The sequence below is a fragment of the Proluteimonas luteida genome, from assembly GCF_021191695.1.
Classification (GTDB): Bacteria; Pseudomonadota; Gammaproteobacteria; order Xanthomonadales; family Xanthomonadaceae; genus Luteimonas; species Luteimonas luteida.
The window spans coordinates 49,463-70,307 of the sequence record NZ_JAIWPT010000020.1 but is presented as its reverse complement, the minus strand read 5'-3'; the positions used below and the strand labels follow the sequence as shown (position 1 = coordinate 70,307).

Here is a 20,845-nt window from a genome sequence, read left to right as displayed (position 1 = left end):
CCGCTTGAGCCACTTGTAGGCCGTGCGGACACTGACGCCGGCCGCATGCGCCGCTTCTTCCACCCGCAGACCATGAGCAAGGATGCGATCCACGAGCAGGGCTCGACCGCGAGGGCTCAAACGGGCATGTTTATGCAGGTTCATCCGGGGCTCCTGGGGGCTGGGTTGGCTTCGTAACCCCCATCTTCCAGAGATGCCCCGGATGAACAACCTACTGAGAGATCACACCTAGTGCGCAGCTACAGCCTGAAGCAAGAGTTCATCACCCCGCACTGCCCGCAGCAGAACGGGATGGTGGAACGGGTCATCCGCACGCTGAAGGAACAGTGCGCGCATCGCCATCGGTTCGAAAGCCAACAGCACGCCAGCCGTGTGATCGGCGATTGGATCCAGTTCTACAACCACCGGTGCCCACATCAGGCACTGGGCATGAAGACACCCGCTGAGGTCTATGCTTTAGCGGCCTGACCTGTGCAGAAACCGCTGGGTCATTACACCTTGACGCAGGCCTGCGTAGGCTGGGCGCACCCGAGGGAGCCCGCCACATGACCGACACCAGCAGCGCGATCGCGCGCAACGCGCAGATCCTGCGTTTCCTGATGAAGTACCGCAACGCCGGCGTGTTCACCGGCCTGGACATCGACGCGGCCGATCTCGACGATGCCGCGTTCGACACGTCGGACGAAGCCGACGGAAAGCCCGAGGCCTTCGTCGACGATCTGGAGGCGCTCGGCCCGACCTTCATCAAGATCGGCCAGGTACTGTCGACCCGCCCGGACATGGTGCCGCCGGCCTATCTGGCCGCGCTCGAACGCATGCAGGACGACGTGGCGCCGCTGCCGTTCGAGGTGATCCAGGCGGCCGTCGAGGAGGCGCTGGACGTCCGCATCAGCAAGATGTTCGACAGCTTCGACGAGACGCCGCTGGGCTGCGCGTCGCTGGCGCAGGTGCATCGCGCCACGCTGCGCGACGGGCGCAAGGTCGCGGTGAAGGTGCAGCGCCCGGGCATCGTCGAGCAGATCCGCGGCGACCTCGACACGCTGGCGCGGCTGGCCGGCGGCGTCGACCGGGTCACCGACATCGGCCGCCGCATCCGCTTCGCCGATTGGGTCGGCGAGTTCCGGCGCACGCTGCTGGCCGAACTCGACTACCGCGTGGAGGCCGAGAACCTGGACCGCTTCGACGCGCACTTCGAGGCGTATCCGGCGCTGTTCGTGCCCAAGCCGGTGTGGGACCTGACCCGGCAGCGGGTGCTGACGATGGAACTGGTCGAAGGCACCAAGGTCACCGACATCACCGGGCTGATGCGCACCGAGCGCGACATGGCGCCGCTGGCGACCGCGCTGCTGCACGGCTACCTGGACCAGGTGTTCGTGTACGGCGAGATCCACGCCGACCCGCACCCGGGCAATCTGCTGCTGACCCGCGACGGCCGGCTGGCGCTGCTCGATCTGGGCATGGTCGCGCACGTGCCGCCGCGCACCCGGGAGCGACTGCTGAAGCTGCTGTTCGCGGCCGTCGACGGCCGCGGCGAGCAGGTGGCGGCGGAAGGCATCGCGATGGGCACGCGGCTGGAGGACTTCGACGAGGCCCGCTACTACCGCGATGTCGCCCAGCTGATCGCGCGCTACGCGGCGCGCTCGGGCGCGACCGGGCAATCGGAAGGCCGGATGATGCTCGACCTCGCGCGCCTGGCGACCGCCTGCGGCCTGCGCACGGCGCCGGAGATGAGCCTGCTCGGCAAGACCCTGCTGCATCTCGAGTCGGTGGTCGAGGCGCTCGATCCGGAACTGGACATGAAACGGGTGGTCGAGGATCACCTGCAGAACATGATGCGCCAGCGCTTGCGCAAGTCGCTGTCGCCGGCGAACCTCGCCAGCGAGATGATGGAGATGCAGGAGCTGGTGCGCGACGCGCCGCGCAAGCTGTCGAACCTGCTGTCGCTGCTGTCTGAGAACCGGCTGCAGATGCGAGTCACCGGGCTCGAGGAATCGCACCTGCTCGACAGCCTGCACAAGATCGGCAATCGCATCGCGGCCGGCGTGGTAACCGCCGCGCTGATCCTGGCCTCGGCGTTGATCATGGACAACCCGGAGGGCCCGCGGCTGTTCGGCTACCCGGCGATCGCGCTGCTGCTGTTCCTGACCGGGGCCGGGCTCGGCATCGCCATCGTGCTCAGTGCGCTGCTGGGCGACCGCCGCGCGCGGCCCGACGAGCAGAGTGGACCGCATTGAGCGCATCGCCGCGGCGAAGCCGCCCGGCGCCGTGCGCGCCGGCACGGCCCCCTCTGCCGATGAGAATGCTTCGCATCGGTTAGAATGACGGGGTTTCGTTCGAGTCCCGCCCCCGCATGTCCTCCGCCTTTGGCACCGAAACGGTGCTGGATGTCCGTCACTGGACGGACGACTACTTCAGCTTCACCACCACCCGCGACGAGGGTTTCCGCTTCGACAACGGGCAGTTCGTGATGATCGGCCTGCAGACCGAGGCCAAGCCGATCCTGCGCGCGTACTCGATCGCCAGCGCGAACTGGGAGGAGCAGCTGGAGTTCTTCAGCATCAAGGTCGACAACGGCCCGCTGACCTCGCGGCTGCAGCACATCCGGCCCGGCGACGAGATCCTGGTCGGCCGCAAGCCGACCGGCACCCTGCTGATCCACGACCTGTACCCGGGCCGCAACCTGTTCCTGCTGGGCACCGGCACGGGCTTCGCGCCGTGGCTGTCGGTGATCAAGGACCCGGAGACCTACGAGCGCTTCGACAGGGTCGTCCTCACCCACGGCGTGCGCACGGCGAAGGACCTCGCCTATCGCGACTACATCGTCAACGAGCTGCCGCGCCACGAATTCCTCGGCGAGCAGGTTTCCGGCAAGCTGCTGTACTACCCGGCGGTCACCCGCGAGCCGTTCGAGCTCGACGGCCGCGACCAGCGTGGCCGCCTGACCGAGATGCTGGCCAGCGGGCGCATGACCGACGACCTCGGTCTGCCGCCGCTGGATCCGGCGCTCGACCGCGCGATGATCTGCGGCAGTCCGCAGATGCTGGCCGACTTCCGCCAGCTGCTCGATGCCCGCGGCTTCGAGGCCGCGCCGCGCATCGGCACGCCGGGGCAATACGTGTTCGAACGCGCCTTCGTCGAGAAGTGAGGGTGGACGCACTACAATCGAGCCATTCCAGGGAGAACCTCGCATGAAGATCCTCGTGACCGTCGACGGCAGCGACATCAGCACCCGGGCGCTCAAGTTCGCGGTCAAGCTGGCCAAGCAGTTCGAGAAACCGGCCACCGTGGCGCTGCTGCACGTCGATCCGCCGGTGTTTCCGGGCGTGGAGCGCCGCATCGGCCGCGAGGCGGTGCGGAGCTACCACGCCGACAACCATGCGCATGCGCTGGGCCTCGCGCGCAAGGCGCTGGTGCGCAGCAAGGTCGAGGTCGAGGAGATCGCCGAGGTCGGCGAGATCGCCGAGACCATCCTCGCGGTCGCGCGCAAGCGCAAGATCGACCTGATCGTCATGGGCTCGCATGGCCGCGGCGCGGTCAAGGGCGTGCTGCTCGGCTCGGTCTCGGCCAAAGTCATCGCGCAGACCGACATCCCGGTCACGATCGTCCGCTGATGCCCGCAGCGGGCGCGCGGCCGCGTGGCCGCCGCTCCCGCCTGCCACGCGTCACGCCTGCAGCGCGGCCTCGATGTCGCCACGCAGCGATTCCGGCCTCGCGGTCGGCGCATAGCGGGCGAGGACGCGACCGTCGCGGCCGACCAGGAACTTGCTGAAGTTCCACTTGATCGCGCCGGTGCCCAGGAAGCCGCCCTTTTCCTGTTTCAACCATTTCCACAGCGGATGCGCGGCGTCGCCGTTGACGTCGATCTTGGCGAACATCGGGAAATCGACGTCGTAGGTCAGCGCGCAGAAGTCGCGGATTGCGGCCTCGTCGCCGGGCTCCTGGTGCCCGAACTGGTCGCAGGGAAACCCCATGACCACGAGGCCGCGGTCGCGATAGTCGCGCCACAGCGTCTCCAGCCCGGCGTACTGCGGCGTGAACCCGCACTTCGAGGCGACGTTGACGATCAGCAGCACCTTGCCGGCGTAGTCGGCCAGCGCCTTGGTATCGCCGTCGATGCCGGTCGCGCTGAAGTCGTAGGCTGTGGTCATGTCGGGGCTCCTCGTGGCGGCAGATGCCGCCGCGACATTGTGCGCCTTCGGGCAGGCCGCGCGTCGCAGGTGAGACTCCACATCGGATTCCGCCGGTATCCGCATGTTTTCGCTGGCGGGGGCCAGCCCCGTCTTTTGGCATGGGCGCCCGTGGGCGGGAATCGGCTAGCCTAGGGAGTCCTGTTCACCTGTCCACTGGAGAGCCCTCTTGCCGAAGCACCCGCTTGCCGTCGCCCTGTGCGCGGCCCTTGCCGTGTCCGCCCTGCCCGCGTTCGCCCAATCCTCCGGCACCGCACCCGACGCGACGACGACCGCCGTCTCGGCGCAGCAGCCCTCCGACAACCCGCTGTTCGTCGAGAGCACGCTGGACCTGCGCTACCCGCGCTTCGACCTGATCGAGGACGCGCACTTCGGCCCCGCATTCGATGCCGGCATGGCGGAGAACCTGCGCGAGATCGAGGCGATCGCCGGCAATCCCGAACCGCCCACGTTCGACAACACCATCATCGCGCTGGAGAAGTCCGGCGAGCTGCTGTCGCGCGCGCGCCGGATCTTCGGCAACCTCAACGGCACCGACACCAACGACACCCGCAAGCAGATCGACGCCGACTACGCGCCGAAGTTCGCCGCGCATCGCGACGCGATCATGCTCAACCCGGCGCTGTTCGCGCGCATCGACACGCTCTACAGCAACGTCGATTCGCTGGGCCTGGACGCCGAGGGCCAGCGCCTGGTCGAGCGCTACCACACCATGTTCGTCCGCGCCGGCGCCAACCTGAGCGAGGCGCAGAAGGCGGAGATGCGCCGGATCAACGCCGAATCGGCGCGCCTGGGCACCACCTTCAGCCAGAACGTGCTCAACGAGGTCAACGACTCCGCGGTGGTCGTCGACACGGTCGAGGAACTCGACGGCCTCGGCGAGGCCCAGATCGCCGCGGCCGCCGCCGAGGCGACCTCGCGCGGGCTCGACGGCAAGTACGTCATCACCCTGCTCAACACCACCGGCCAGCCGGTGCTGCCGCAGATCAACAACCGCGAGCTGCGCGAGCGCATCCACAAGGCCTCGGTCGCGCGCGGCAGCCGCGGCAACCAGTACGACAACACCGGCGTCATCTCGCAGATCCTCAAGCTGCGCGCCGAGCGCGCCAACCTGATGGGCTATCCCAACCAGGCCGCCTTCATCCTCGAGGACTCGACCGCCGGCACCGTCGAGGCGGTCAACGACATGCTCGGCCAGCTGGCACCGGCGGCGGTCGCCAATGCCCGTGCCGAGGCGGCCGAGCTGCAGGCGATGATCGACCGCGAGCAGGCCGCCAAGGGTGAGCCGACGTTCCAGCTCGAGCCCTGGGACTGGGCCTACTATTCGGAGAAGGTCCGCCAGGACAAGTACAGCTTCGACGACGCCCAGCTCAAGCCCTACCTCGAGATGAAGAACGTGCTGGAGAACGGCGTGTTCTTCGCCGCGACCCGGCTCTACGGCATCACGTTCAAGGAACGCACCGACCTGCCGAAGTACCACCCCGACACCTGGACCTACGACGTCTTCAACGAGGACGGCAGCCCGCTGGCGATCTTCATCTTCGACCCGTATGCACGCGCGTCCAAGCGCGGCGGCGCCTGGATGAACTCCTACGTCTCGCAGTCCGAGCTCGAGGGCACGCTGACCGTCACCGCCAACCACCAGAACATCCCCAAGCCGCAGGCCGGCCAGCCGACGCTGCTGACCTGGGACGAGGTGACCACGATGTTCCACGAGTTCGGCCATGCGCTGCACGGCATGTTCTCGGACGTGAAGTACCCGTTCTTCAGCGGCACCAGCGTGCCGCGCGACTTCGTCGAGTTCCCCTCGCAGGTCAACGAGATGTGGGCCGACTGGCCGGAAGTGCTGGCCAACTACGGCAGGCACTACCAGACCGGCGCGCCGATGCCGGCCGAGCTGCTGCAGAAGGTGCAGGCGGCGGCGAAGTTCAACCAGGGCTTCGCGACCACCGAATACCTGGGCGCCGCGATGCTCGACCAGTACCTGCACCAGCTACCGATCGACCGTCTGCCCGACGGCCCCGAGGTGATGGCCACCGAAGCCGCCGCGCTGCAGGCCGCCGGCCTGGACTACGCGCCGGTGCCGCCGCGCTACCGCACACCGTACTTCAGCCACATCAACGGCGGCTATGCGGCCGGCTACTACGCCTACATCTGGTCGGAGGTGCTCGACGCCAACACCGTGCAGTGGATCGAGCAGAACGGCGGCCTGACCCGGGCCAACGGCGACCGCTTCCGCGCGACCTTGCTGTCACAGGGTGGCAGCAAGGATGCCAAGCAGCTGTTCGTCGACTTCACCGGCCACGAACCGCAGATCGAGCCGCTGCTGATCAAGCGCGGTCTGGCACCGGGCGCCGACGACTCGGCCGCGCCGGACCTGGGCGACACGCCCGAAATCGAGTCCGGCGAGGACTGAAGTCCCCCGCCACGATCCGTCCACGCACCGCCCGGCTCCAAGCCGGGCGGTGTCGTTTCGGGCCCCGTATCCGCCGGCCATTGCGCGCGGATCTCCCTCCACGGCTGCCCCGCGGGCGCCACATGCGCCGCCCGGTCCCGATATCCTGATGCCGTGACCGCCCTGCCGACCCTCGCCGCAACGCCTTCGCCCACCGCAGACGCCGCCGCGCAGCTGGCCGACTGGCTCGCACCCCGGCGACACGTATTCGTGCTGACCGGCGCCGGCATCAGCACCGGCTCCGGCATTCCCGACTATCGCGATGCCGCAGGTGCGTGGAAACGCCCGGCGCCGGTGACCTGGCAGGCATTCACCGACGACGCGGTCGTCTACAGGCGCTACTGGGCGCGCAGCCATGTCGGCTGGCCGCGCTTCGCTGCCGCGCGTCCCAACGCCGCGCATCGGGCGCTGGCCGCACTCGAGGCCGACGGACGCGTCGCCACGCTGCTGACCCAGAACGTCGACGGCCTGCACCAGGCCGCCGGCAGCCGCGCGGTGATCGACCTGCACGGCCGGCTCGACCAGGTGGTCTGCCTGGGCTGCGGCGACCGCCAGCCGCGCCAGGGACTGCAGCCGCGACTGCTCGCCGACAATCCCGGCTGGTCGCCGGGCGCGGCCGCGATCGCTCCCGATGGCGATGCCGACATCGCGAACGAGGCCGAGGTCCGTTTCGTGCCACCCCGCTGCCTGCATTGCGCCGGGCTGCTGAAGCCCGACGTCGTGTTCTTCGGCGAAAACGTGCCGCGCGACCGGGTGCTGCAGGCACAGACGGCGCTCGAAGCCAGCGACGCGCTGCTGGTGGTCGGCTCGTCGCTGATGGTGTATTCCGGCTTCCGCTTCGCCAAACGGGCCGCCGATGCCGGCCTGCCGCTGGCGATCCTGAACGGCGGCAGCACCCGCGCCGATGCGCTGGCGACGCTGAAGCTCGACGTCGAGATCGTCGCGACGCTGGCCGCGCTGGTACCGTCCGCCGGCCCGGATCAGGAGTTGAGAGTCAATCGAACGCCGTAGCGAAACCGTCGCCGAACGCCGGTGGCGGCGGTCGCAGCAGGCAGGCGAACGACGCCCAGTCGCTCAGCGCGGCGCCACGTAGCCACCGGGCACGCCTTCCGGCGACAGCACCAGCTGCCACAGCTGGATGCGGCGGGTACGGAAGCTGGCCATCGAGCCGGCCAGGTAGAACCGCCACATGCGCCGGAAACGCGTGTCGTAGCGCGCCGGCAGCTGGTCCCAGGCCTGTTCGATGTTGTCGCGCCAGGCCTGCAGCGTGCGGTCGTAGTCGGTGCCGAAATTGTGCCAGTCCTCGATGACGAACCGGCCTTCGCAGGCGGCCGTCACCTGCGCCGCCGACGGCAGCACCGAGTTGGGGAAGATGTAGCGCGTGATCCAGGGATCGGCGAGCTGGCGCGAGTGGTTGCCGCCGATGCTGTGCAGCAGGAACAGCCCGGCGTCGCCGAGACAGCGCCGGACCACGTCGAAGTAGCCGCGGTAGTTCTTGACCCCGACATGCTCGAACATGCCGACCGACACGACCCGGTCGAAGCGTTCGTCGAGCTCCCGGTAATCCTGCAGCCGCACCTCGACCGGCAGGCCGGCGCACAGCTGGCGCGCATAGTCGGCCTGCTCGCGCGAGACCGTCACCCCGACGGCCTCCACGCCATAGCGCTCGGCGGCGAACTTCAGCAGCTCGCCCCAGCCGCAGCCGATGTCGAGCAGGCGCATGCCCGGCGCCAGTCCCAGCTTGCGGCAGCACAGGTCGAGCTTGGCCAGCTGGGCGTCGTCGAGGTTGTCGGCATCGCGCCAGTAGCCGCAGCTGTAGACCATGCGCTGGCCCAGCATCTTCGCGTAGAGATCGTTGCCCAGGTCGTAGTGCCGGCGACCGACCTCGAAGCTGCGCCGGCCGCGCTGCAGGTTCAGCAGCCGCGCACGCAGGCCGTCGACGATCTCGGGCAGCGTATGCACGCGCTCGTCGAGGCGTGCCTGCAGCAGATGCACCAGGAACCCGTCCAGGCTTTCGGCATCCCACCAGCCGTCCATGTAGGACTCGCCGAGCCCCAGCGACCCCTGGGCCAGGAGGCGGACCGCGAGGCGGTCATCATGAACCTGCAGATCCCAGGGACGCGGACCACCGATCTGGACATCCGCATCGTCGAGCAGGGTCTGCAGACGACGTTGCGAACGGTCGTCGGCGCGCATGACTCGTATCCGGGCACGGCACCCCCGTGCCTTGCCCTTCCATGCTAGCGCGAATCAGGTGCGTGGGCGGCAGAAATGTTCGAGGCGACAAGCCCGGACGACTGCTGCCGCCCAGGCTCCCGGGGTCAGTCCGCAGCGAACAGGCCCCGGTACGGCGCGGCCACGTACGGCAGCAGCACCGCCGCCGGCACCTCGACGGTCTGGATCCCGTCCGAGTAAGGGCCGACCTGGTAGGGCGGGAACACGAAGCGCAGCCCGGCCAGCCTGTCGCCGCGGCCGAGCACCGGCTCGAACTGGCGGAAATTGGTCACGTCCGGCTGCGAGCCCTCGTCGATCATGCGTCCGGCCGTGCGCAGCATCCGGCTGCGCTCGTCGGGCTCGAGTTCATCGGCATCGATCCGTTGCGACAGCGCCGCATGCAGTTGCTCGCGCACGAAACGCGAGACCACGGCCCAGCCATCGGCGTCGGTCAGCAGATCGTCGGCCAGCAGCAGCTTCTGCTCCGGCACCAGCCAGACGAAGCGTTCGATCAGCGGATTGTCGTGCGCGCCACCGGTGTAGGTGCTGCCATCGGCGGCGATCGCCAGCAGCGCCGGCGTGTCCGCCACCACGCTGAAGCGCAGCGAGAGATCGTACATCGTGCCGGGCTGCAGGTCGGCCGCGCCTTCGACGGACTGCATCAGCTCGTCGCGCGCGGACCGCGCATAGGCGTAGAGCTCGGCGGCCAGGCCGGGATACCGGTTCGCCTCGGGCGGATAGGTGATGCCCACGATATAGCGCGGGTCCATCTCCACGACGTCCTTGAGTTCCGGGACTTCGTCGGGCAACGGCTGTACGTCTTCCGCCGCCGGCAAGCCTCCCTGCTCCGCCGATCCCGCCGGCACCGGCGGTACATCGCGCTGGCAGGCGACGAGCGCCAGGGGCAACACGCACAGCAACATCCGTCTCATCACAACGATCCTTGCGCAATCGGCCGCGCAGCAATTATCCGCGAAAAAAATAGCGTGACCAGCGTCGCCTTGCCGTGAGTGCCGGGAGACGCGATGCCATGCCTGCGCCAATATGACCCGCCCGATGCACACCGTGGACTGCGACGCGCCGTCCGCTCGCCAGTACCCGCTCCCCATCACCGCGCGCAGGATCCGGTGGCGTTCCAAGCGTCGCGCCAGCGATGGCCCGGAGGGTGGCCGCCATGGATGGCGGACACAAAGAAAAGCGGTTCGGCCACGGATGGACGCGGATGACGCGGATCAGAAGCAGCGGGGGCGTGGCTTCGCCGCGGCCTCTGGTATTTGCTCTATCCGTGCACATCCGCGTGGATCCGTGGCAAAGAACAAGGTTCCGGCCCGTCCCCAATTCCGGGGGCGCGACCGTAGGTCGGGGCAACGCCCCCGACGGAAAGAACTCGCGAATCCGGGCACCGCGCACGTCGGCCGCGTGGGGCCGACCTACGCAAGGTCGGACGACCGTATTCCCCGGACTTAGGTGAAGAACCACAAAAAACCCCGGACGTCACCGTCCGGGGTTCGGGTCAAGCGAAAAGCGGGCGTTCTTTAGATCGCCTGCACTTCGTCAGCCTGCAGGCCCTTCTGGCCCTGGACGACCTTGAAGGAAACCTTCTGGCCTTCCTGCAGCGACTTGAAGCCGGTGCCCTGGATCGAACGGAAATGGACGAACAGGTCCTGGCCGCTTTCCGGGGTGATGAAGCCGAAGCCCTTGGCATCGTTGAACCACTTGACGGTTCCGGTCTGACGCTCAGACATTGTGTTACTCCTTGAAGCAGTTTGGTCATGGGAACACGACTGCCATACCGGGGTATGGGATGGCGCCGCGACTGTCGAGCAAGGGGTAACGCGAAAGCGATGGAGCGGATCGTCCCGACCGGAAAACCGGCCGTACAGCGGTTGGATCTACCGCATCGGAGCCACGATGTACCGTGATCCCGGCCTTGAACAGTGGGCGAACGATACCGCAAATGCCGCACGAAATGTGAACAGCGCGCGCCGCGCCTCCGACATCGGTCGGGCGGGCCGGTTCACGAGGCGCGGGTCTGCAGATACCGGGACGCGAATCCGCAGGCCGACGCGACCTCCAGCCCGGCGTCGCGGGCATACCCCAGGGCCGCCTCGACGAGCTGTCCGCCGAGGCCGCGCCCGGCCAGCGCCGGATCGACGACGGTATGCAGGATCGTCAGAAAACCGCTGGAAATACGGTATTCCAGTGTCCCGCGGCAACCGTCGAGGTCGAACTCGAACAGGTGCCGGCGCGGGTCGTGGCGGATCGGAGGCGATGGCATCGGGGGAAGACTCCTGCGGATCGGGGCGGCGACGACAGGCCCGGCCATCCTGCCGCAGACGCCGGTCCCGCGCACCGCAATGGCGTGCGCCGGATGACCCGCGTGATGCCCAGTTTGACGCGCTGCGTCACGAAGCTGCGCAGAGTACGGCAGACGCTTGCCGCGCCCGGTCACCCGAAACCGGACAATGGTCACGGAATGATGTGGCATGGAACCTGCGCCCGTTCGTGGCAGTGCCGGTGGGGCAATGCGAACGGGAGCGGACGTGATGCTGGATGGTGACGGACAACAGAACGGTGCGCTCGAGCGCCTGTACGAACTGATCCACGACGGCATGGCCGATACGGTCGAGTTCGAACAGCTCGACCGCATGGTCTACGCGCAGTTGCTGGAAACCTACGGCGACGCGGACGCGGAAGCACGCTGACGGCATCAGCAGCGCCGGCGCAGGCCGGCGATGCGGGGTGGACGCGGACTGCAGCCGGCTTTGCCGGCACACCGGGCCGGGAATCGCGAGAAAAGCCCGCGCATCCGCGCGGTCGACGTGACCGGGACACGCACCCGGTCCGCGAGTGACCGCAACGCGGCCATGCGACGCGGATCCGGGGCAGGTCCTCCCCGGCTATTCCTCCGTGCTGCGGTGGTCGCGCTTGCCCTGGTTCCTGCGGTCGCGGGTACTGATGCTGCCCTGGATCGGCGCCATCCGGCTTTGCGCGGCATGCAGTTCCACGGCCTTGCGCTCGGCCTGCCCCGACTGGTAGCCGACCGCGGGCGTCGCTGCGGTGCCCTCCTCGATCTGCTGCCACGGCTTCGGCGACTGCGCCTCGGCATTGTGCTGCGCGAGCAACTTGCGGGTGTTGGCCAACGCCTTTTTCGGCGAGATGCCGGCGCCGGATTTCGCAGCCGCCTTCTTCGCCGGTTTTTTCGCCGCGGCCTTCGTGGTCGCGCCCTTCTTCGTCGCGGCCTTCTTCACCGTGGCCTCGTCCGCAGCGGTTTTTCTCGACGTCGCAGACCCGCTGCGCGCGGACACCTTGCCTGCCGGCTTCTTCGCGGCGACGGCCTTCTTCGCGGCCTTGCGGACCGCGACCCGGGTGGCGCCGCGGCTCGCGGCGGCCTTCTTGCCCGGGGTCTTCTTCGCCGCCGGGCTCCCCGCGGCCGCCCGTCCGCTCCCGGCCTTCTTCGAAGCTGTCTTTTTCGAAGCGGTCTTATTCGACGCAGCCTTCGTCACCGACGCCTTTCCGGTGGAGGTCTTCTTCAGCGCGTCGCGTTCGCGCGCGCCCAGTGCATTCTGCTGCGCCTCGAACCGCTTGAGGATGTCGGCCAGCAGCTCGGCCTTCTCCCCCGTGCGTGCGCTCGCCTCGCCGGTGCGTCCGGTCTTGCTGCCGGTACGCTTGCGCAGCGCCAGTTTCTGCCGCTTCTCCAGATCCCGCGCACGGTCACGCGCGGTGCGTGCACGCGACACCAGGCGGGCCAGCTGGGCGCTGCCGTGGCCACGCAACGCATTGGCGCGGCTGTCGTCGTAGAGCCCCATTTCGGCGGCGTTGAGCAGGGCATTGGCTTTCGCACGGGTGACTGCCATCGAATGACTCCATCGTTGGGGATGTGGCGCCATCAGTAACACGCATCGGATGCAGATGCAGTGAGCGATGCAGCATGCCTGCACCCGTCGACCGGATCAGAACGACGGCGACATGAGGCGGTCGACGAACGCGCCCAGCACCCGCGGTTCCATCATCACGGTGAAGAGGATGCCGTAGCCCGCGCCCCACAGGTGCGCGCTGTGGTTGATGTTGTCACCGCCGCGGCGGTCCATCCACAGGCTGTAGCCGATGTAGCAGACGCCGAACACGATCGCCGGCATCGGGATGAAGAACACCAGCAGCAACGACCAGGGATCGATCAGGATCGAGGCGAACAGCACTGCCGACACCGCACCCGATGCGCCGAGGCTGCGGTAGTTCGCGTCGTGGCGATGGCGCAGGTAGGTGGGCAGGATCGCGACCAGGATCGCCGACAGGTAGAACAGCACGAAGCCGACCGGGCCGATGTAGGGCCGGAACGCCGCCTCGATGCCGCCGCCGAAGAAGAACAGCGTGATCATGTTGAAGATCAGGTGCTGCCAGTCGGCGTGGATGAAGCCGTGGGTCAGCAGGCGGTCGTACTGGCGGTAGCGGTCCACCGCCGGCGGCCACAGGATCAGCCGCGCCAGCAGCTGCGGCTTCTCGAACGCCTGCCACGACACCACGACGGTGATCGCGATCAGCAGCAGGGTCATCGGTCCGACATTCACGCTTGCATCTCCTTTCGGCCAGCGGCCGTCGCGCCGCGACGGTCAGGCCGCGGCACGGTAATGGTCCTGCATCTTGTACCGCCGCGCATAGATACCGAAAGCAAGCGCGGCGACGAAGGCGAAACCGGCGAAGAAGAACATCAGGAACGCCGCCTCGCTGAGCCCTGTCGACGCGATGTTGCGCGTCACCGCGTCGTTGCGCACGGCCGCGTTCGACAGCAGCACCCAGAGATTGCCGATCGTCGTCGTCAGGTTCCAGAAGCTCATGACCACGCCCTTCATCGTCGCGGGCGCCTGGCTGTAGGCGAACTCGAGCCCGGTCGCCGACACCAGCACCTCGCCGAACGTCAGCAGCGCGTACGGCAGGATCTGCCAGGCGATCGACATCGGATCGCCGCCGTCGATGCCGATCTGGATCAGGCCGACGACGACCCATGCCAGGCCGCTGAAGGCGATGCCGGCGGTCATGCGCCGCAGCGCGGTCGGCTCGTAGCCCATGCGCCGCAGGGCCGGATACAGCACGAGGTTGTTGAATGGAATCAGCAACATCACCATTGCCGGGTTCAGCGCCTGCATCTGCGACGCGCTGAACCACGCCGGCATGGCCATCTGCTGCCCCTGCAGTACCCACGTCGACGCCTTCTGGTCGAACAGCGAATAGAACGGCGTGGTCAACGCGAAGATCACCAGCACGCGCAACACCGAACGCACGCCGGCGACAGCGACGTCGGGGTGTACGCCGCGCGCACGTTCGAGCTGCAGCCAGGTTCCGCCACCGACGCCGGCGAGGATCAGCACCAGGGCGATGCACAGGCAGATCACGATGCCAAGCGTCGGCACCAGCGCCAGCGTGGCGACCGCCAGCACCAGGCCGGCGACCGCAAGCCACAGGCCGGCACGGCCCTGCCCGGGCCGATGCGCGGTCAGCGCAGTGCGGATCACGTTGCTGAAGGAATGCGGATCCTTCGGCGGCAGCGGCACCAGCACGTAACGCTTGCGCCCCAGCCAGAACACGAAGGTCGCGACGAACATCAGGATGCCCGGGATGCCGAAAGCCCACGACGGCCCGAGATTCTTCAGCGCCAGCGGGATCAGCAGCGAGGCGAACAGGGAGCCGAAGTTGATGATCCAGTAGAAGGCGTCGAACACGATCTTCGCCAGATGCTTGTTCGACTGGTCGAACTGGTCGCCCATGAACGACGCCACCAGCGGCTTGATGCCGCCGGCACCGAGCGCGATCAGGCCCAGACCGAGGAAGAACCCGCCGCGGCTGTTCTCGAACAGGGCCAGGCACGCGTGGCCCGCGCAATAGACCAGGCTGAACCAGAGGATGGTGTTGTACTTGCCGAAGAAGCGGTCCGCGAGCCAGCCGCCGAGCAGCGGAAAGAAATACACGCCGATCATGAAGCTGTGCATGATGTCCTTCGCCTCGGCCTCCCTGCCTGGGCCCAGCACCTCCTGCAGGATCGTCGAGGTGATCAGGAACTGCACCAGGATGTTGCGCATCCCGTAGAAGCTGAAGCGCTCGCAGGCTTCGTTGCCGATGATGTAGGGGATCTGGCGGGGCATCTTGCCCGCGGCGGGTGTTGCGGTCGTCATCGGCGGCCTGGCGGGACTGGAAACAGGAAAGCCTAACCGATCCTGCGCGGCACGCCGCCCCTGCCGTGGTCGTCGCGCGCTTGGGTCGCCACGTCCGTGCAGGCATGATGGGCGCCCCCGCCCTGCCCCGGACCTGTCGTGCCTGCACTGTCCCGCCTCGCGCCACTGCTGCTCGCCTGCGGCCTTGCCGCTGTCCTGCCCGCCCACGCCGCCGACGACGATCCGCGCGTCACCCATGCCGAGCGCAGCGGCTTCGCCGAGACCGGCCGCTACGACGAGGTCACCACCCTGTGCGAGGTGTTCGCGCGGCGCCATCCCGACGCGGTGCGCTGCACGCGTTTCGGCACCTCGCCCGAAGGCCGGCCGATGCACGCGCTGGTGGTCACCCGCAGTGGGGCATGGGACCCCGCCGAGGCCCGCCGCCGCGGCCTGCCGGTGGTGCTGATGCAGGGCGGCATCCATGCCGGCGAGATCGACGGCAAGGACGCGGGATTCCTGGCGCTGCGCCAGGTGCTCGACGGCGAGGCCGCGCCCGGCGCGCTCGACGCGCTGGTCTGGGTGTTCGTGCCGGTGTTCAGCGTCGACGGCCACGAGCGCTTCGCCGCATGGAACCGGCCCAACCAGCGCGGCCCGCGCGAGATGGGCTGGCGCACCACCGCGCAGAACTACAACCTCAACCGCGACTACGCCAAGGCCGACGCGCCGGAGATGCAGGCGATGCTGGCGCTGGTCGAGGCCTGGGACCCGATCGCCTATGTCGATCTGCACGCGACCAACGGCGCGCAGTTCGAGCACGACGTCGCGGTACAGGTCGAGCCGCTGCACTCGGGCGACGCGGCGCTGCGCGAGGCCGGCCGCGCGTTCCGCGACGCGGTCATCGACGACCTTGCCGCGCAGGGATCGCTGCCGCTGCCGTTCTACCCCTCGTTCGTCGAGTACGACGACCCGGCTTCGGGCTTCGAGGACGGCGTGTCGCCGCCGCGGTTCTCGACCGGCTACTTCCCGCTGCGCAACCGGCTGGCGATGCTGGTCGAAACGCATTCGTGGAAGGAATACCCGGTTCGCGTGCGGATCACCCGCAACACCATCGTCTCGGTGCTGGAACAGGTCGCGGCGCACGGCCAAGCGTGGACGCGTGCCGCCTCGGAAGCCGATGCGCGGGCCGCCACGCTGGGCGGCAGTACCCTGCCGCTGGACTGGAAGGCCACCGACCGTGCGCGCCAGATCGATTTCCGCGGCTATGCCTATACGCGCACGCCGTCGGAGGTCTCCGGCACGCTGATGACCCGCTACGACGAGACCACGCCGCAGCTGTGGCGGGTGCCGCTGCGCGACGAGATCGTGCCCGCGGCCACGGTCGAACTGCCGCGCGGCGGCTACATCGTGCCGGCGGCGCACGCGGCATGGGTCGGCGAGAAGCTGGCGCAGCACGGCATCGCCTTCCTGCGGCTCGAGACCGCGCATCCGGCGCTGCCGGTCTCCGCGTTCCGTGCCGGCGCGACGACGTTCGGCGCTGCCCCGGTCGAAGGCCACCAGCGGCTGACGCTCGAAGGTGCGTGGCGGCCGGAACCGCAGGACATCGGCGCCGGCGCGCTGTACGTGCCGATCGCGCAACCGAAGGCGCGGCTGGTCGCCGCCCTGCTGGAACCGCAGGCGCCGGACTCGCTGGCGGCCTGGGGGCGCTTCAACAACCACTTCGAGCACAAGGAATACATGGAGGACTACGTCGCCGAGGCCGTCGCCCGCGAGATGCTCGCCGACGACCCGGCGCTGCGTGCCGAGTTCGAGGCCCGGCTGCGCGACGACCCCGCATTCGCCGCCAGCCCGCGCGATCGGCTCGGCTTCTTCTATCGCCGCCACAGCGCCTGGGACGCGCGCTACAACCTCTATCCGGTGCTGCGGGTCGAGGTCGCGCCGCAATGAACCGCAGGCCGCGCACCTGGCTGCCCGCCTTCCTGCTGCCGGTCGCCGTGCTGCTGTCTGCCGCGTTGCTCGGCGCCTGCGCAAGTGGCGGGCGCGCGCCCGAACCGGCCGCGCCGCTGCGCATCGTCACCTTCAACCTGTTCCACGACCGCTCGGAGTGGCCGAAGCGGCTGCCGCTGATCGTCGAAGGGCTGCGCGCGCTCGACGCGGACGTCATCGCGCTGCAGGAGGTGCTGCAGACCCCGGAGCTGCCCAATCAGGCCGAGACCCTGGCCGCGGCGCTCGGCTACCGGGTGCAGTTCGTCTCCACCGATCCCGAAGGCCAGCCGCGCCGCTACGGCAACGCGCTGCTGACCCGCGATCCGGTGCAGGCGGCGCAGTGGTCGCCACTGGCGCCGCTCGACGATTCGCGCAGCATCGGTCACGCGCGCGTGGCGGTCCACGGCCGGCCGGTGAACGTCTACTTCACCCATCTGCACTGGACCCGCGACGGCGGCGCGATCCGCGCACGCCAGTTGCAGGACGCGCTCGACTACATCGACCGCACCGCCGGCACTGCGCCCAGCGTGCTGCTGGGCGATTTCAACGCGCCGGCCACCGCACCGGAGCTGGCGCTGCTGGCGCCGCGTTTCGTCGACAGCTACGGCCTGCTGCACGCGGCTGCCGACGCGGCCGGCGCCACCACGCTGAACCCGCATTTCTTCGACTACCGGGCGCGCATCGACCTGGTGTTCGCCGAGGCCGGGCGCTTCGACGTAGGCGAGGCGCGCATCGTGCTCGACCGGCCCGATGCCGACGGCACCTGGCCGTCGGACCATTTCGGCACGTTCGTCGAGCTGCGCCCGCGCGACTGATTCGGCGTTGACGCCGGCTTTCCCCGCATGCGGCATCATGCAGCCATGTCGTCACCCGCGTGGAGATGTCCGATGCGCACCATCCCACTGTCGCTGCTGCTGTCCGCCGCCTGCCTGCTGGCCGCCTGCCAGTCGCCCGCGGGCCAGACCGGCACCGCCGCCACCGCTTCCGGAGAGACCGGCATGAATGCAACGGACCCGGCGACCACCGGCACCGTGGAGATCCACGGCCGCGCGTTCTATCTGGAAAAGATCCTGGTGCCGGAGGGCTCGACGCTGCGGGTGCAGCTGCTCGACAACCAGCTGGCCGACACCCCGGCAGCGGTGATCGCCGAACGCGAGGTCAGCGTCGGCAGCGGCCCCTACGACTTCACCCTGCCGGTGGACGCCGCGAAGCTGCGCGCGGGCGGCAGCTACGGCCTGCATGCCGGGCTGACGATGCCCGACGGCAGCCTGCGCTTCGTCACCGATACCCGCGTGCCGGTGCAACCGGGTGCGGCGGAGACCGTCGAATTCCGGCTGGTGCATATCCAGCCCTGATGCCGCGCGCTGCGCGTAGCGGCGCCATGCCCGGCGGCGCCGGGCGCCGTTCTACTCGAAGGCGCCGACCGAATCGTGCGACAGGTTGTCGAAACGGGTGTACTCGCCGAAGAACTTGAGCTTCAGCGAGCCGGTCGGGCCGCTTCGCTGCTTGCCGATGATGATCTCGGCCAGGCCCTTGTCGGGCGAGTTCTCCTTGTTGTAGTAGTCGTCGCGGTAGATGAAGATGATCACGTCCGCGTCCTGCTCGATCGCGCCCGACTCGCGCAGGTCGGCCATCACCGGGCGCTTGTCGGCGCGGGTTTCCAGCGAGCGGTTGAGCTGCGACAGCGCGATTACCGGCACGTTGAGCTCCTTGGCCAGGCCCTTGAGCGAGCGCGAGATCTCCGAGATCTCGGTCGCGCGGTTCTCGCTGTTGCCCGGCACCGCCATCAGCTGCAGGTAGTCGATGACGATCAGGCCGAGGTCGTGCTCGCGCTTCAGGCGCCGGCACTTGGCGCGCAGCACGTCCGGCGACAGGCCCGGCGTGTCGTCGATGAAGATCTTGGTTTCCTTGAGCATGCGGATCGCGCCGCTGACCCGGCTCCAGTCCTCGTCCTCGAGCTGGCCGGTCCGCAGGCGCGTGGCGTTGATCCGGCCGTTCGAGGAGATCAGGCGCAACGCCAGCTGGCTGGCCGACATTTCCATCGAGAACACGCCGACCGCCTTCTTGGTCTTGATCGCGGCGTACTCCGCGATGTTCAGCGCGAACGTGGTCTTGCCCATCGCCGGGCGCGCGGCCAGGATCAGCAGGTCGGTCGGCTGCAGGCCGGCGGTCATCTCGTCGAATTCGGTATAGCCGGTCGGCAGGCCGGTGACGCCGCCGCCGTTGTTGTAGCGGGTCTGCAGCACGTCGAAGGCGTCGGCCATCGCCTTGTTGATCGCGGTGAAGTCGGTGCGCCCCTGCGCGCCGGCCTCGGCGATCTTGAACACCTGCTGCTCGGCCTTGGCCAGGATCTCGCTGCTGTCGCGGCCGTCGGGCTGGAAGCCGTCGTTGACGATCTCGGTGCCGACGTCGATCAACTGGCGCAGGATCGCCTTGTCGCGGACGATCTCGGCATAGGCGCGGATATTGGCCGCCGATGGCGTCGTGCTCGCCAGCTCGCCGAGGTAGGCGCCGCCGGCGACCAGCTCGGACAGGCCGTTGGAGTCGAACCACTCGCCCAGCGTCACCGCGTCGAACGGCCGGCTCTTCTCGGCCAGCTCCTGGATCGCGGCGTAGATCTTCTGGTGGTCGCGCCGGTAGAAGTCCTCCGACACCAGCAGGTCGGCGATGCGGTCGTAGGCGTCGGGCACCAGCATCAGCCCGCCGAGCACGGCCTGCTCGGCCTCGATCGACTGCGGCGGCACCCGCAGCTGTTCGACGCGGGCATCGGCGCGGTGTTCGGGGCGGTACTCGGGACGTGCGGACATGGGCGGAACGGTTCCTTGCGTGGCGCGACGGGCCTGCGGACAGGCCCGGATGACCGGTGCGACCGCAACGGCCAGACCGGAGCGGGCCGGCGCGGCGCCGTGGCGAAGCCGGCGTCGGGCGATGCTAGTCCCCGGGCCTGTGGACACGCGACCCGACAACCTGTGGATAACCCGACCGCTGCGGTGGGTATCTCCTGATCGCACAGCCGCGTCTCGCCGGCTGCGACCGGACACCGGGCCGCAAACGACGACGGGCGCCCTGCGGCGCCCGTCGCGGAACCGCCGGATCGCAGGGATCAGGCGGCTTCGGCCTCGATGATCACCTTGACGGTGGTCTCGGCATCGGCATGCAGGTGCACGACGACGTCGTATTCGCCGGTGTTGCGGAACGCGCCTTCACCCAGCACGACTTCCGACTTGCCGACCTCGACGATCGCCTTGCTCAGCGCCTGCGCGATCTCGCGCGGGCCGACCGAGCCGTACAGCTTGCCCTCGGTGGAGGCGTTGGCGTAGATCGTCACGCTGGCGCCCTCGAGCTTGGCCAGACGCTGGGTGGCCTCGTCGAGCTGGGCCTGGGCCTTGGCTTCGTACTCGGCGCGGCGCGCCTCGAACTCGGCGAGGTTGGCGTCGGTGGCCGGCACGGCCTTGCCCTGCGGGACCAGGAAGTTGCGGCCGTAGCCCGGCTTGACGTTGACCTTGTCGCCGAGGTTGCCGAGGTTGGTGACCTTCTGCAGCAGAATCAGTTGCATGGTGTTGCTCCGTATTCGTTAGCGGCGCCGGCGGCGCCGCAACGGTTGCTGTCCGAACCGGACGAGGGAATCACACGTTGTGATTGTCGGTGTACGGGATCAGCGCGAGGAAACGCGCGCGCTTGACCGCCGTGGCCAGCTGGCGCTGGTACTTGGACTTGGTGCCGGTGATGCGGCTGGGAACGATCTTGCCGTTCTCGGTGAGGTTCTGGCGCAGGGTGTTGAGATCCTTGTAGTCGATCTCCTTGACACCCTCGGCGGTGAACTTGCAGAACTTGCGGCGGCGGAAGAACTTGGACATGTG

General features: G+C 68.6%; 22 protein-coding genes. 10 read left to right on the top strand and 12 right to left on the bottom strand.

The genetic code is table 11. The features are described from left to right. Positions 1-144, bottom strand: a 144-nt coding sequence (locus LDO26_RS15700) for a leucine zipper domain-containing protein (RefSeq protein ID WP_232130160.1), incomplete at its 3' end; no start/stop codon positions are given. Positions 145-231: 87 nt separating this feature from the next. Between LDO26_RS15700 and LDO26_RS15695 the strand changes: the two genes are divergently transcribed. The 4 genes from LDO26_RS15695 (at position 232) to LDO26_RS15680 (ending at position 3,611) form a co-directional block, all read left to right on the top strand. Then, positions 232-468 carry an integrase core domain-containing protein gene (locus LDO26_RS15695; protein WP_232132033.1) on the top strand — a complete coding sequence of 79 codons (237 nt, stop codon included), beginning with the start codon at positions 232-234 and terminating at the stop codon, positions 466-468. A 77-nt stretch (positions 469-545) separates the two neighbouring features. Further along, entirely contained in the window at positions 546-2,234 is a 1,689-nt protein-coding gene (locus LDO26_RS15690) for an ABC1 kinase family protein (protein WP_232132032.1), read from the top strand. Between the two features lie 116 nt (positions 2,235-2,350). Next, positions 2,351-3,145, top strand: a complete 795-nt coding sequence (locus LDO26_RS15685; protein ID WP_232132031.1) for a ferredoxin--NADP reductase — start codon at positions 2,351-2,353, stop codon at positions 3,143-3,145. Between the two features lie 43 nt (positions 3,146-3,188). Then, the gene (locus tag LDO26_RS15680) at positions 3,189-3,611 is read left to right on the top strand and encodes a universal stress protein (protein ID WP_232132030.1); all 423 of its coding nucleotides are present in this window, start codon (positions 3,189-3,191) and stop codon (positions 3,609-3,611) included. A gap of 51 nt (positions 3,612-3,662) precedes the next feature. On the opposite strand, the gene LDO26_RS15675 is transcribed toward LDO26_RS15680, so the two are convergent. Further along, positions 3,663-4,148 (bottom strand): glutathione peroxidase, encoded by a 486-nt coding sequence (locus LDO26_RS15675; RefSeq protein ID WP_232132029.1) that lies wholly within the window; start codon positions 4,146-4,148, stop codon positions 3,663-3,665. A gap of 208 nt (positions 4,149-4,356) precedes the next feature. Between LDO26_RS15675 and LDO26_RS15670 the strand changes: the two genes are divergently transcribed. Together LDO26_RS15670 and LDO26_RS15665 are read left to right on the top strand one after the other, a co-directional pair. Next, positions 4,357-6,603, top strand: a complete 2,247-nt coding sequence (locus LDO26_RS15670) for a M3 family metallopeptidase (RefSeq protein WP_232132028.1) — start codon at positions 4,357-4,359, stop codon at positions 6,601-6,603. Positions 6,604-6,765: 162 nt separating this feature from the next. Continuing rightward, positions 6,766-7,653: an NAD-dependent protein deacetylase gene (locus tag LDO26_RS15665; protein ID WP_232132039.1), complete on the top strand. Its 888-nt coding sequence runs from the start codon at positions 6,766-6,768 to the stop codon at positions 7,651-7,653. A 63-nt stretch (positions 7,654-7,716) separates the two neighbouring features. Here the strand turns inward: LDO26_RS15665 and cfa are convergent, their stop codons facing one another. The 4 genes from cfa to LDO26_RS15645 all read right to left on the bottom strand — a co-directional run bounded on the left by cfa (position 7,717) and on the right by LDO26_RS15645 (position 11,134). Next, on the bottom strand, positions 7,717-8,838 hold the full coding sequence (cfa, locus tag LDO26_RS15660) for a cyclopropane fatty acyl phospholipid synthase (RefSeq protein ID WP_232132027.1): 1,122 nt from the start codon (positions 8,836-8,838) through the stop codon (positions 7,717-7,719). A gap of 125 nt (positions 8,839-8,963) precedes the next feature. Next, positions 8,964-9,788: a DUF3298 and DUF4163 domain-containing protein gene (locus LDO26_RS15655; protein WP_232132026.1), complete on the bottom strand. Its 825-nt coding sequence runs from the start codon at positions 9,786-9,788 to the stop codon at positions 8,964-8,966. Positions 9,789-10,391: 603 nt separating this feature from the next. Further along, the gene (locus tag LDO26_RS15650) at positions 10,392-10,601 is read right to left on the bottom strand and encodes a cold-shock protein (RefSeq protein ID WP_047135789.1); all 210 of its coding nucleotides are present in this window, start codon (positions 10,599-10,601) and stop codon (positions 10,392-10,394) included. A gap of 272 nt (positions 10,602-10,873) precedes the next feature. Further along, positions 10,874-11,134 (bottom strand): GNAT family N-acetyltransferase, encoded by a 261-nt coding sequence (locus tag LDO26_RS15645; protein ID WP_232132025.1) that lies wholly within the window; start codon positions 11,132-11,134, stop codon positions 10,874-10,876. 268 nt (positions 11,135-11,402) lie between these two features. On the opposite strand from LDO26_RS15645, the gene LDO26_RS15640 reads away from it, so the two are divergent. Continuing rightward, positions 11,403-11,561: a hypothetical protein gene (locus LDO26_RS15640; protein WP_232132024.1), complete on the top strand. Its 159-nt coding sequence runs from the start codon at positions 11,403-11,405 to the stop codon at positions 11,559-11,561. A gap of 195 nt (positions 11,562-11,756) precedes the next feature. On the opposite strand, the gene LDO26_RS15635 is transcribed toward LDO26_RS15640, so the two are convergent. The 3 genes from LDO26_RS15635 to LDO26_RS15625 form a co-directional block, all read right to left on the bottom strand. Continuing rightward, positions 11,757-12,713 (bottom strand): hypothetical protein, encoded by a 957-nt coding sequence (locus LDO26_RS15635; RefSeq protein ID WP_232132023.1) that lies wholly within the window; start codon positions 12,711-12,713, stop codon positions 11,757-11,759. Positions 12,714-12,809: 96 nt separating this feature from the next. Further along, positions 12,810-13,409, bottom strand: a complete 600-nt coding sequence (locus LDO26_RS15630; RefSeq protein WP_232132038.1) for a rhomboid family intramembrane serine protease — start codon at positions 13,407-13,409, stop codon at positions 12,810-12,812. A gap of 57 nt (positions 13,410-13,466) precedes the next feature. Continuing rightward, the gene (locus LDO26_RS15625) at positions 13,467-15,023 is read right to left on the bottom strand and encodes a POT-type proton-dependent oligopeptide transporter (RefSeq protein ID WP_232132022.1); all 1,557 of its coding nucleotides are present in this window, start codon (positions 15,021-15,023) and stop codon (positions 13,467-13,469) included. A gap of 138 nt (positions 15,024-15,161) precedes the next feature. Here LDO26_RS15625 and LDO26_RS15620 point away from each other — a divergent pair, with 138 nt between their 5' ends. From LDO26_RS15620 to LDO26_RS15610, 3 genes are all read left to right on the top strand, one after another. Further along, positions 15,162-16,946, top strand: a complete 1,785-nt coding sequence (locus tag LDO26_RS15620) for a M14 family metallopeptidase (RefSeq protein ID WP_435594107.1) — start codon at positions 15,162-15,164, stop codon at positions 16,944-16,946. Then, the gene (locus LDO26_RS15615) at positions 16,943-17,800 is read left to right on the top strand and encodes an endonuclease/exonuclease/phosphatase family protein (protein ID WP_232132021.1); all 858 of its coding nucleotides are present in this window, start codon (positions 16,943-16,945) and stop codon (positions 17,798-17,800) included. The genes LDO26_RS15620 and LDO26_RS15615 overlap by 4 nt, the downstream gene beginning before the upstream one ends. 72 nt (positions 17,801-17,872) lie before the next feature. Beyond that, positions 17,873-18,340, top strand: coding sequence for a YbaY family lipoprotein (locus LDO26_RS15610; RefSeq protein ID WP_232132020.1), 468 nt, complete (start codon positions 17,873-17,875; stop codon positions 18,338-18,340). A gap of 51 nt (positions 18,341-18,391) precedes the next feature. Here LDO26_RS15610 and LDO26_RS15605 read toward each other — a convergent pair whose 3' ends face one another. The 3 genes from LDO26_RS15605 to rpsR all read right to left on the bottom strand — a co-directional run bounded on the left by LDO26_RS15605 (position 18,392) and on the right by rpsR (position 20,842). Continuing rightward, positions 18,392-19,792 carry a replicative DNA helicase gene (locus LDO26_RS15605; RefSeq protein ID WP_232132019.1) on the bottom strand — a complete coding sequence of 467 codons (1,401 nt, stop codon included), beginning with the start codon at positions 19,790-19,792 and terminating at the stop codon, positions 18,392-18,394. Between the two features lie 296 nt (positions 19,793-20,088). Next, entirely contained in the window at positions 20,089-20,541 is a 453-nt protein-coding gene (rplI, locus tag LDO26_RS15600; protein ID WP_232132018.1) for a 50S ribosomal protein L9, read from the bottom strand. Between the two features lie 70 nt (positions 20,542-20,611). Further along, positions 20,612-20,842, bottom strand: a complete 231-nt coding sequence (gene rpsR / locus LDO26_RS15595; protein ID WP_055247656.1) for a 30S ribosomal protein S18 — start codon at positions 20,840-20,842, stop codon at positions 20,612-20,614. Positions 20,843-20,845: the final 3 nt, after the last annotated feature.

What these genes read in the sequence shown, in the direction of transcription:
- LDO26_RS15690 (WP_232132032.1), top strand. Translation starts at nt 546, where the DNA reads ATGACCGACACCAGCAGCGCGATCGCGCGCAACGCGCAGATCCTGCGT.
- LDO26_RS15685 (WP_232132031.1), top strand. Translation starts at nt 2,351, where the DNA reads ATGTCCTCCGCCTTTGGCACCGAAACGGTGCTGGATGTCCGTCACTGG.
- LDO26_RS15680 (WP_232132030.1), top strand. Translation starts at nt 3,189, where the DNA reads ATGAAGATCCTCGTGACCGTCGACGGCAGCGACATCAGCACCCGGGCG.
- LDO26_RS15675 (WP_232132029.1), bottom strand. Translation starts at nt 4,148, where the DNA reads ATGACCACAGCCTACGACTTCAGCGCGACCGGCATCGACGGCGATACC.
- cfa (WP_232132027.1), bottom strand. Translation starts at nt 8,838, where the DNA reads ATGCGCGCCGACGACCGTTCGCAACGTCGTCTGCAGACCCTGCTCGAC.
- LDO26_RS15655 (WP_232132026.1), bottom strand. Translation starts at nt 9,788, where the DNA reads ATGAGACGGATGTTGCTGTGCGTGTTGCCCCTGGCGCTCGTCGCCTGC.
- LDO26_RS15650 (WP_047135789.1), bottom strand. Translation starts at nt 10,601, where the DNA reads ATGTCTGAGCGTCAGACCGGAACCGTCAAGTGGTTCAACGATGCCAAG.
- LDO26_RS15645 (WP_232132025.1), bottom strand. Translation starts at nt 11,134, where the DNA reads ATGCCATCGCCTCCGATCCGCCACGACCCGCGCCGGCACCTGTTCGAG.
- LDO26_RS15640 (WP_232132024.1), top strand. Translation starts at nt 11,403, where the DNA reads ATGCTGGATGGTGACGGACAACAGAACGGTGCGCTCGAGCGCCTGTAC.
- LDO26_RS15635 (WP_232132023.1), bottom strand. Translation starts at nt 12,713, where the DNA reads ATGGCAGTCACCCGTGCGAAAGCCAATGCCCTGCTCAACGCCGCCGAA.
- LDO26_RS15630 (WP_232132038.1), bottom strand. Translation starts at nt 13,409, where the DNA reads ATGACCCTGCTGCTGATCGCGATCACCGTCGTGGTGTCGTGGCAGGCG.
- LDO26_RS15625 (WP_232132022.1), bottom strand. Translation starts at nt 15,023, where the DNA reads ATGACGACCGCAACACCCGCCGCGGGCAAGATGCCCCGCCAGATCCCC.
- LDO26_RS15615 (WP_232132021.1), top strand. Translation starts at nt 16,943, where the DNA reads ATGAACCGCAGGCCGCGCACCTGGCTGCCCGCCTTCCTGCTGCCGGTC.
- LDO26_RS15610 (WP_232132020.1), top strand. Translation starts at nt 17,873, where the DNA reads ATGCGCACCATCCCACTGTCGCTGCTGCTGTCCGCCGCCTGCCTGCTG.
- LDO26_RS15605 (WP_232132019.1), bottom strand. Translation starts at nt 19,792, where the DNA reads ATGTCCGCACGTCCCGAGTACCGCCCCGAACACCGCGCCGATGCCCGC.
- rplI (WP_232132018.1), bottom strand. Translation starts at nt 20,541, where the DNA reads ATGCAACTGATTCTGCTGCAGAAGGTCACCAACCTCGGCAACCTCGGC.
- rpsR (WP_055247656.1), bottom strand. Translation starts at nt 20,842, where the DNA reads ATGTCCAAGTTCTTCCGCCGCCGCAAGTTCTGCAAGTTCACCGCCGAG.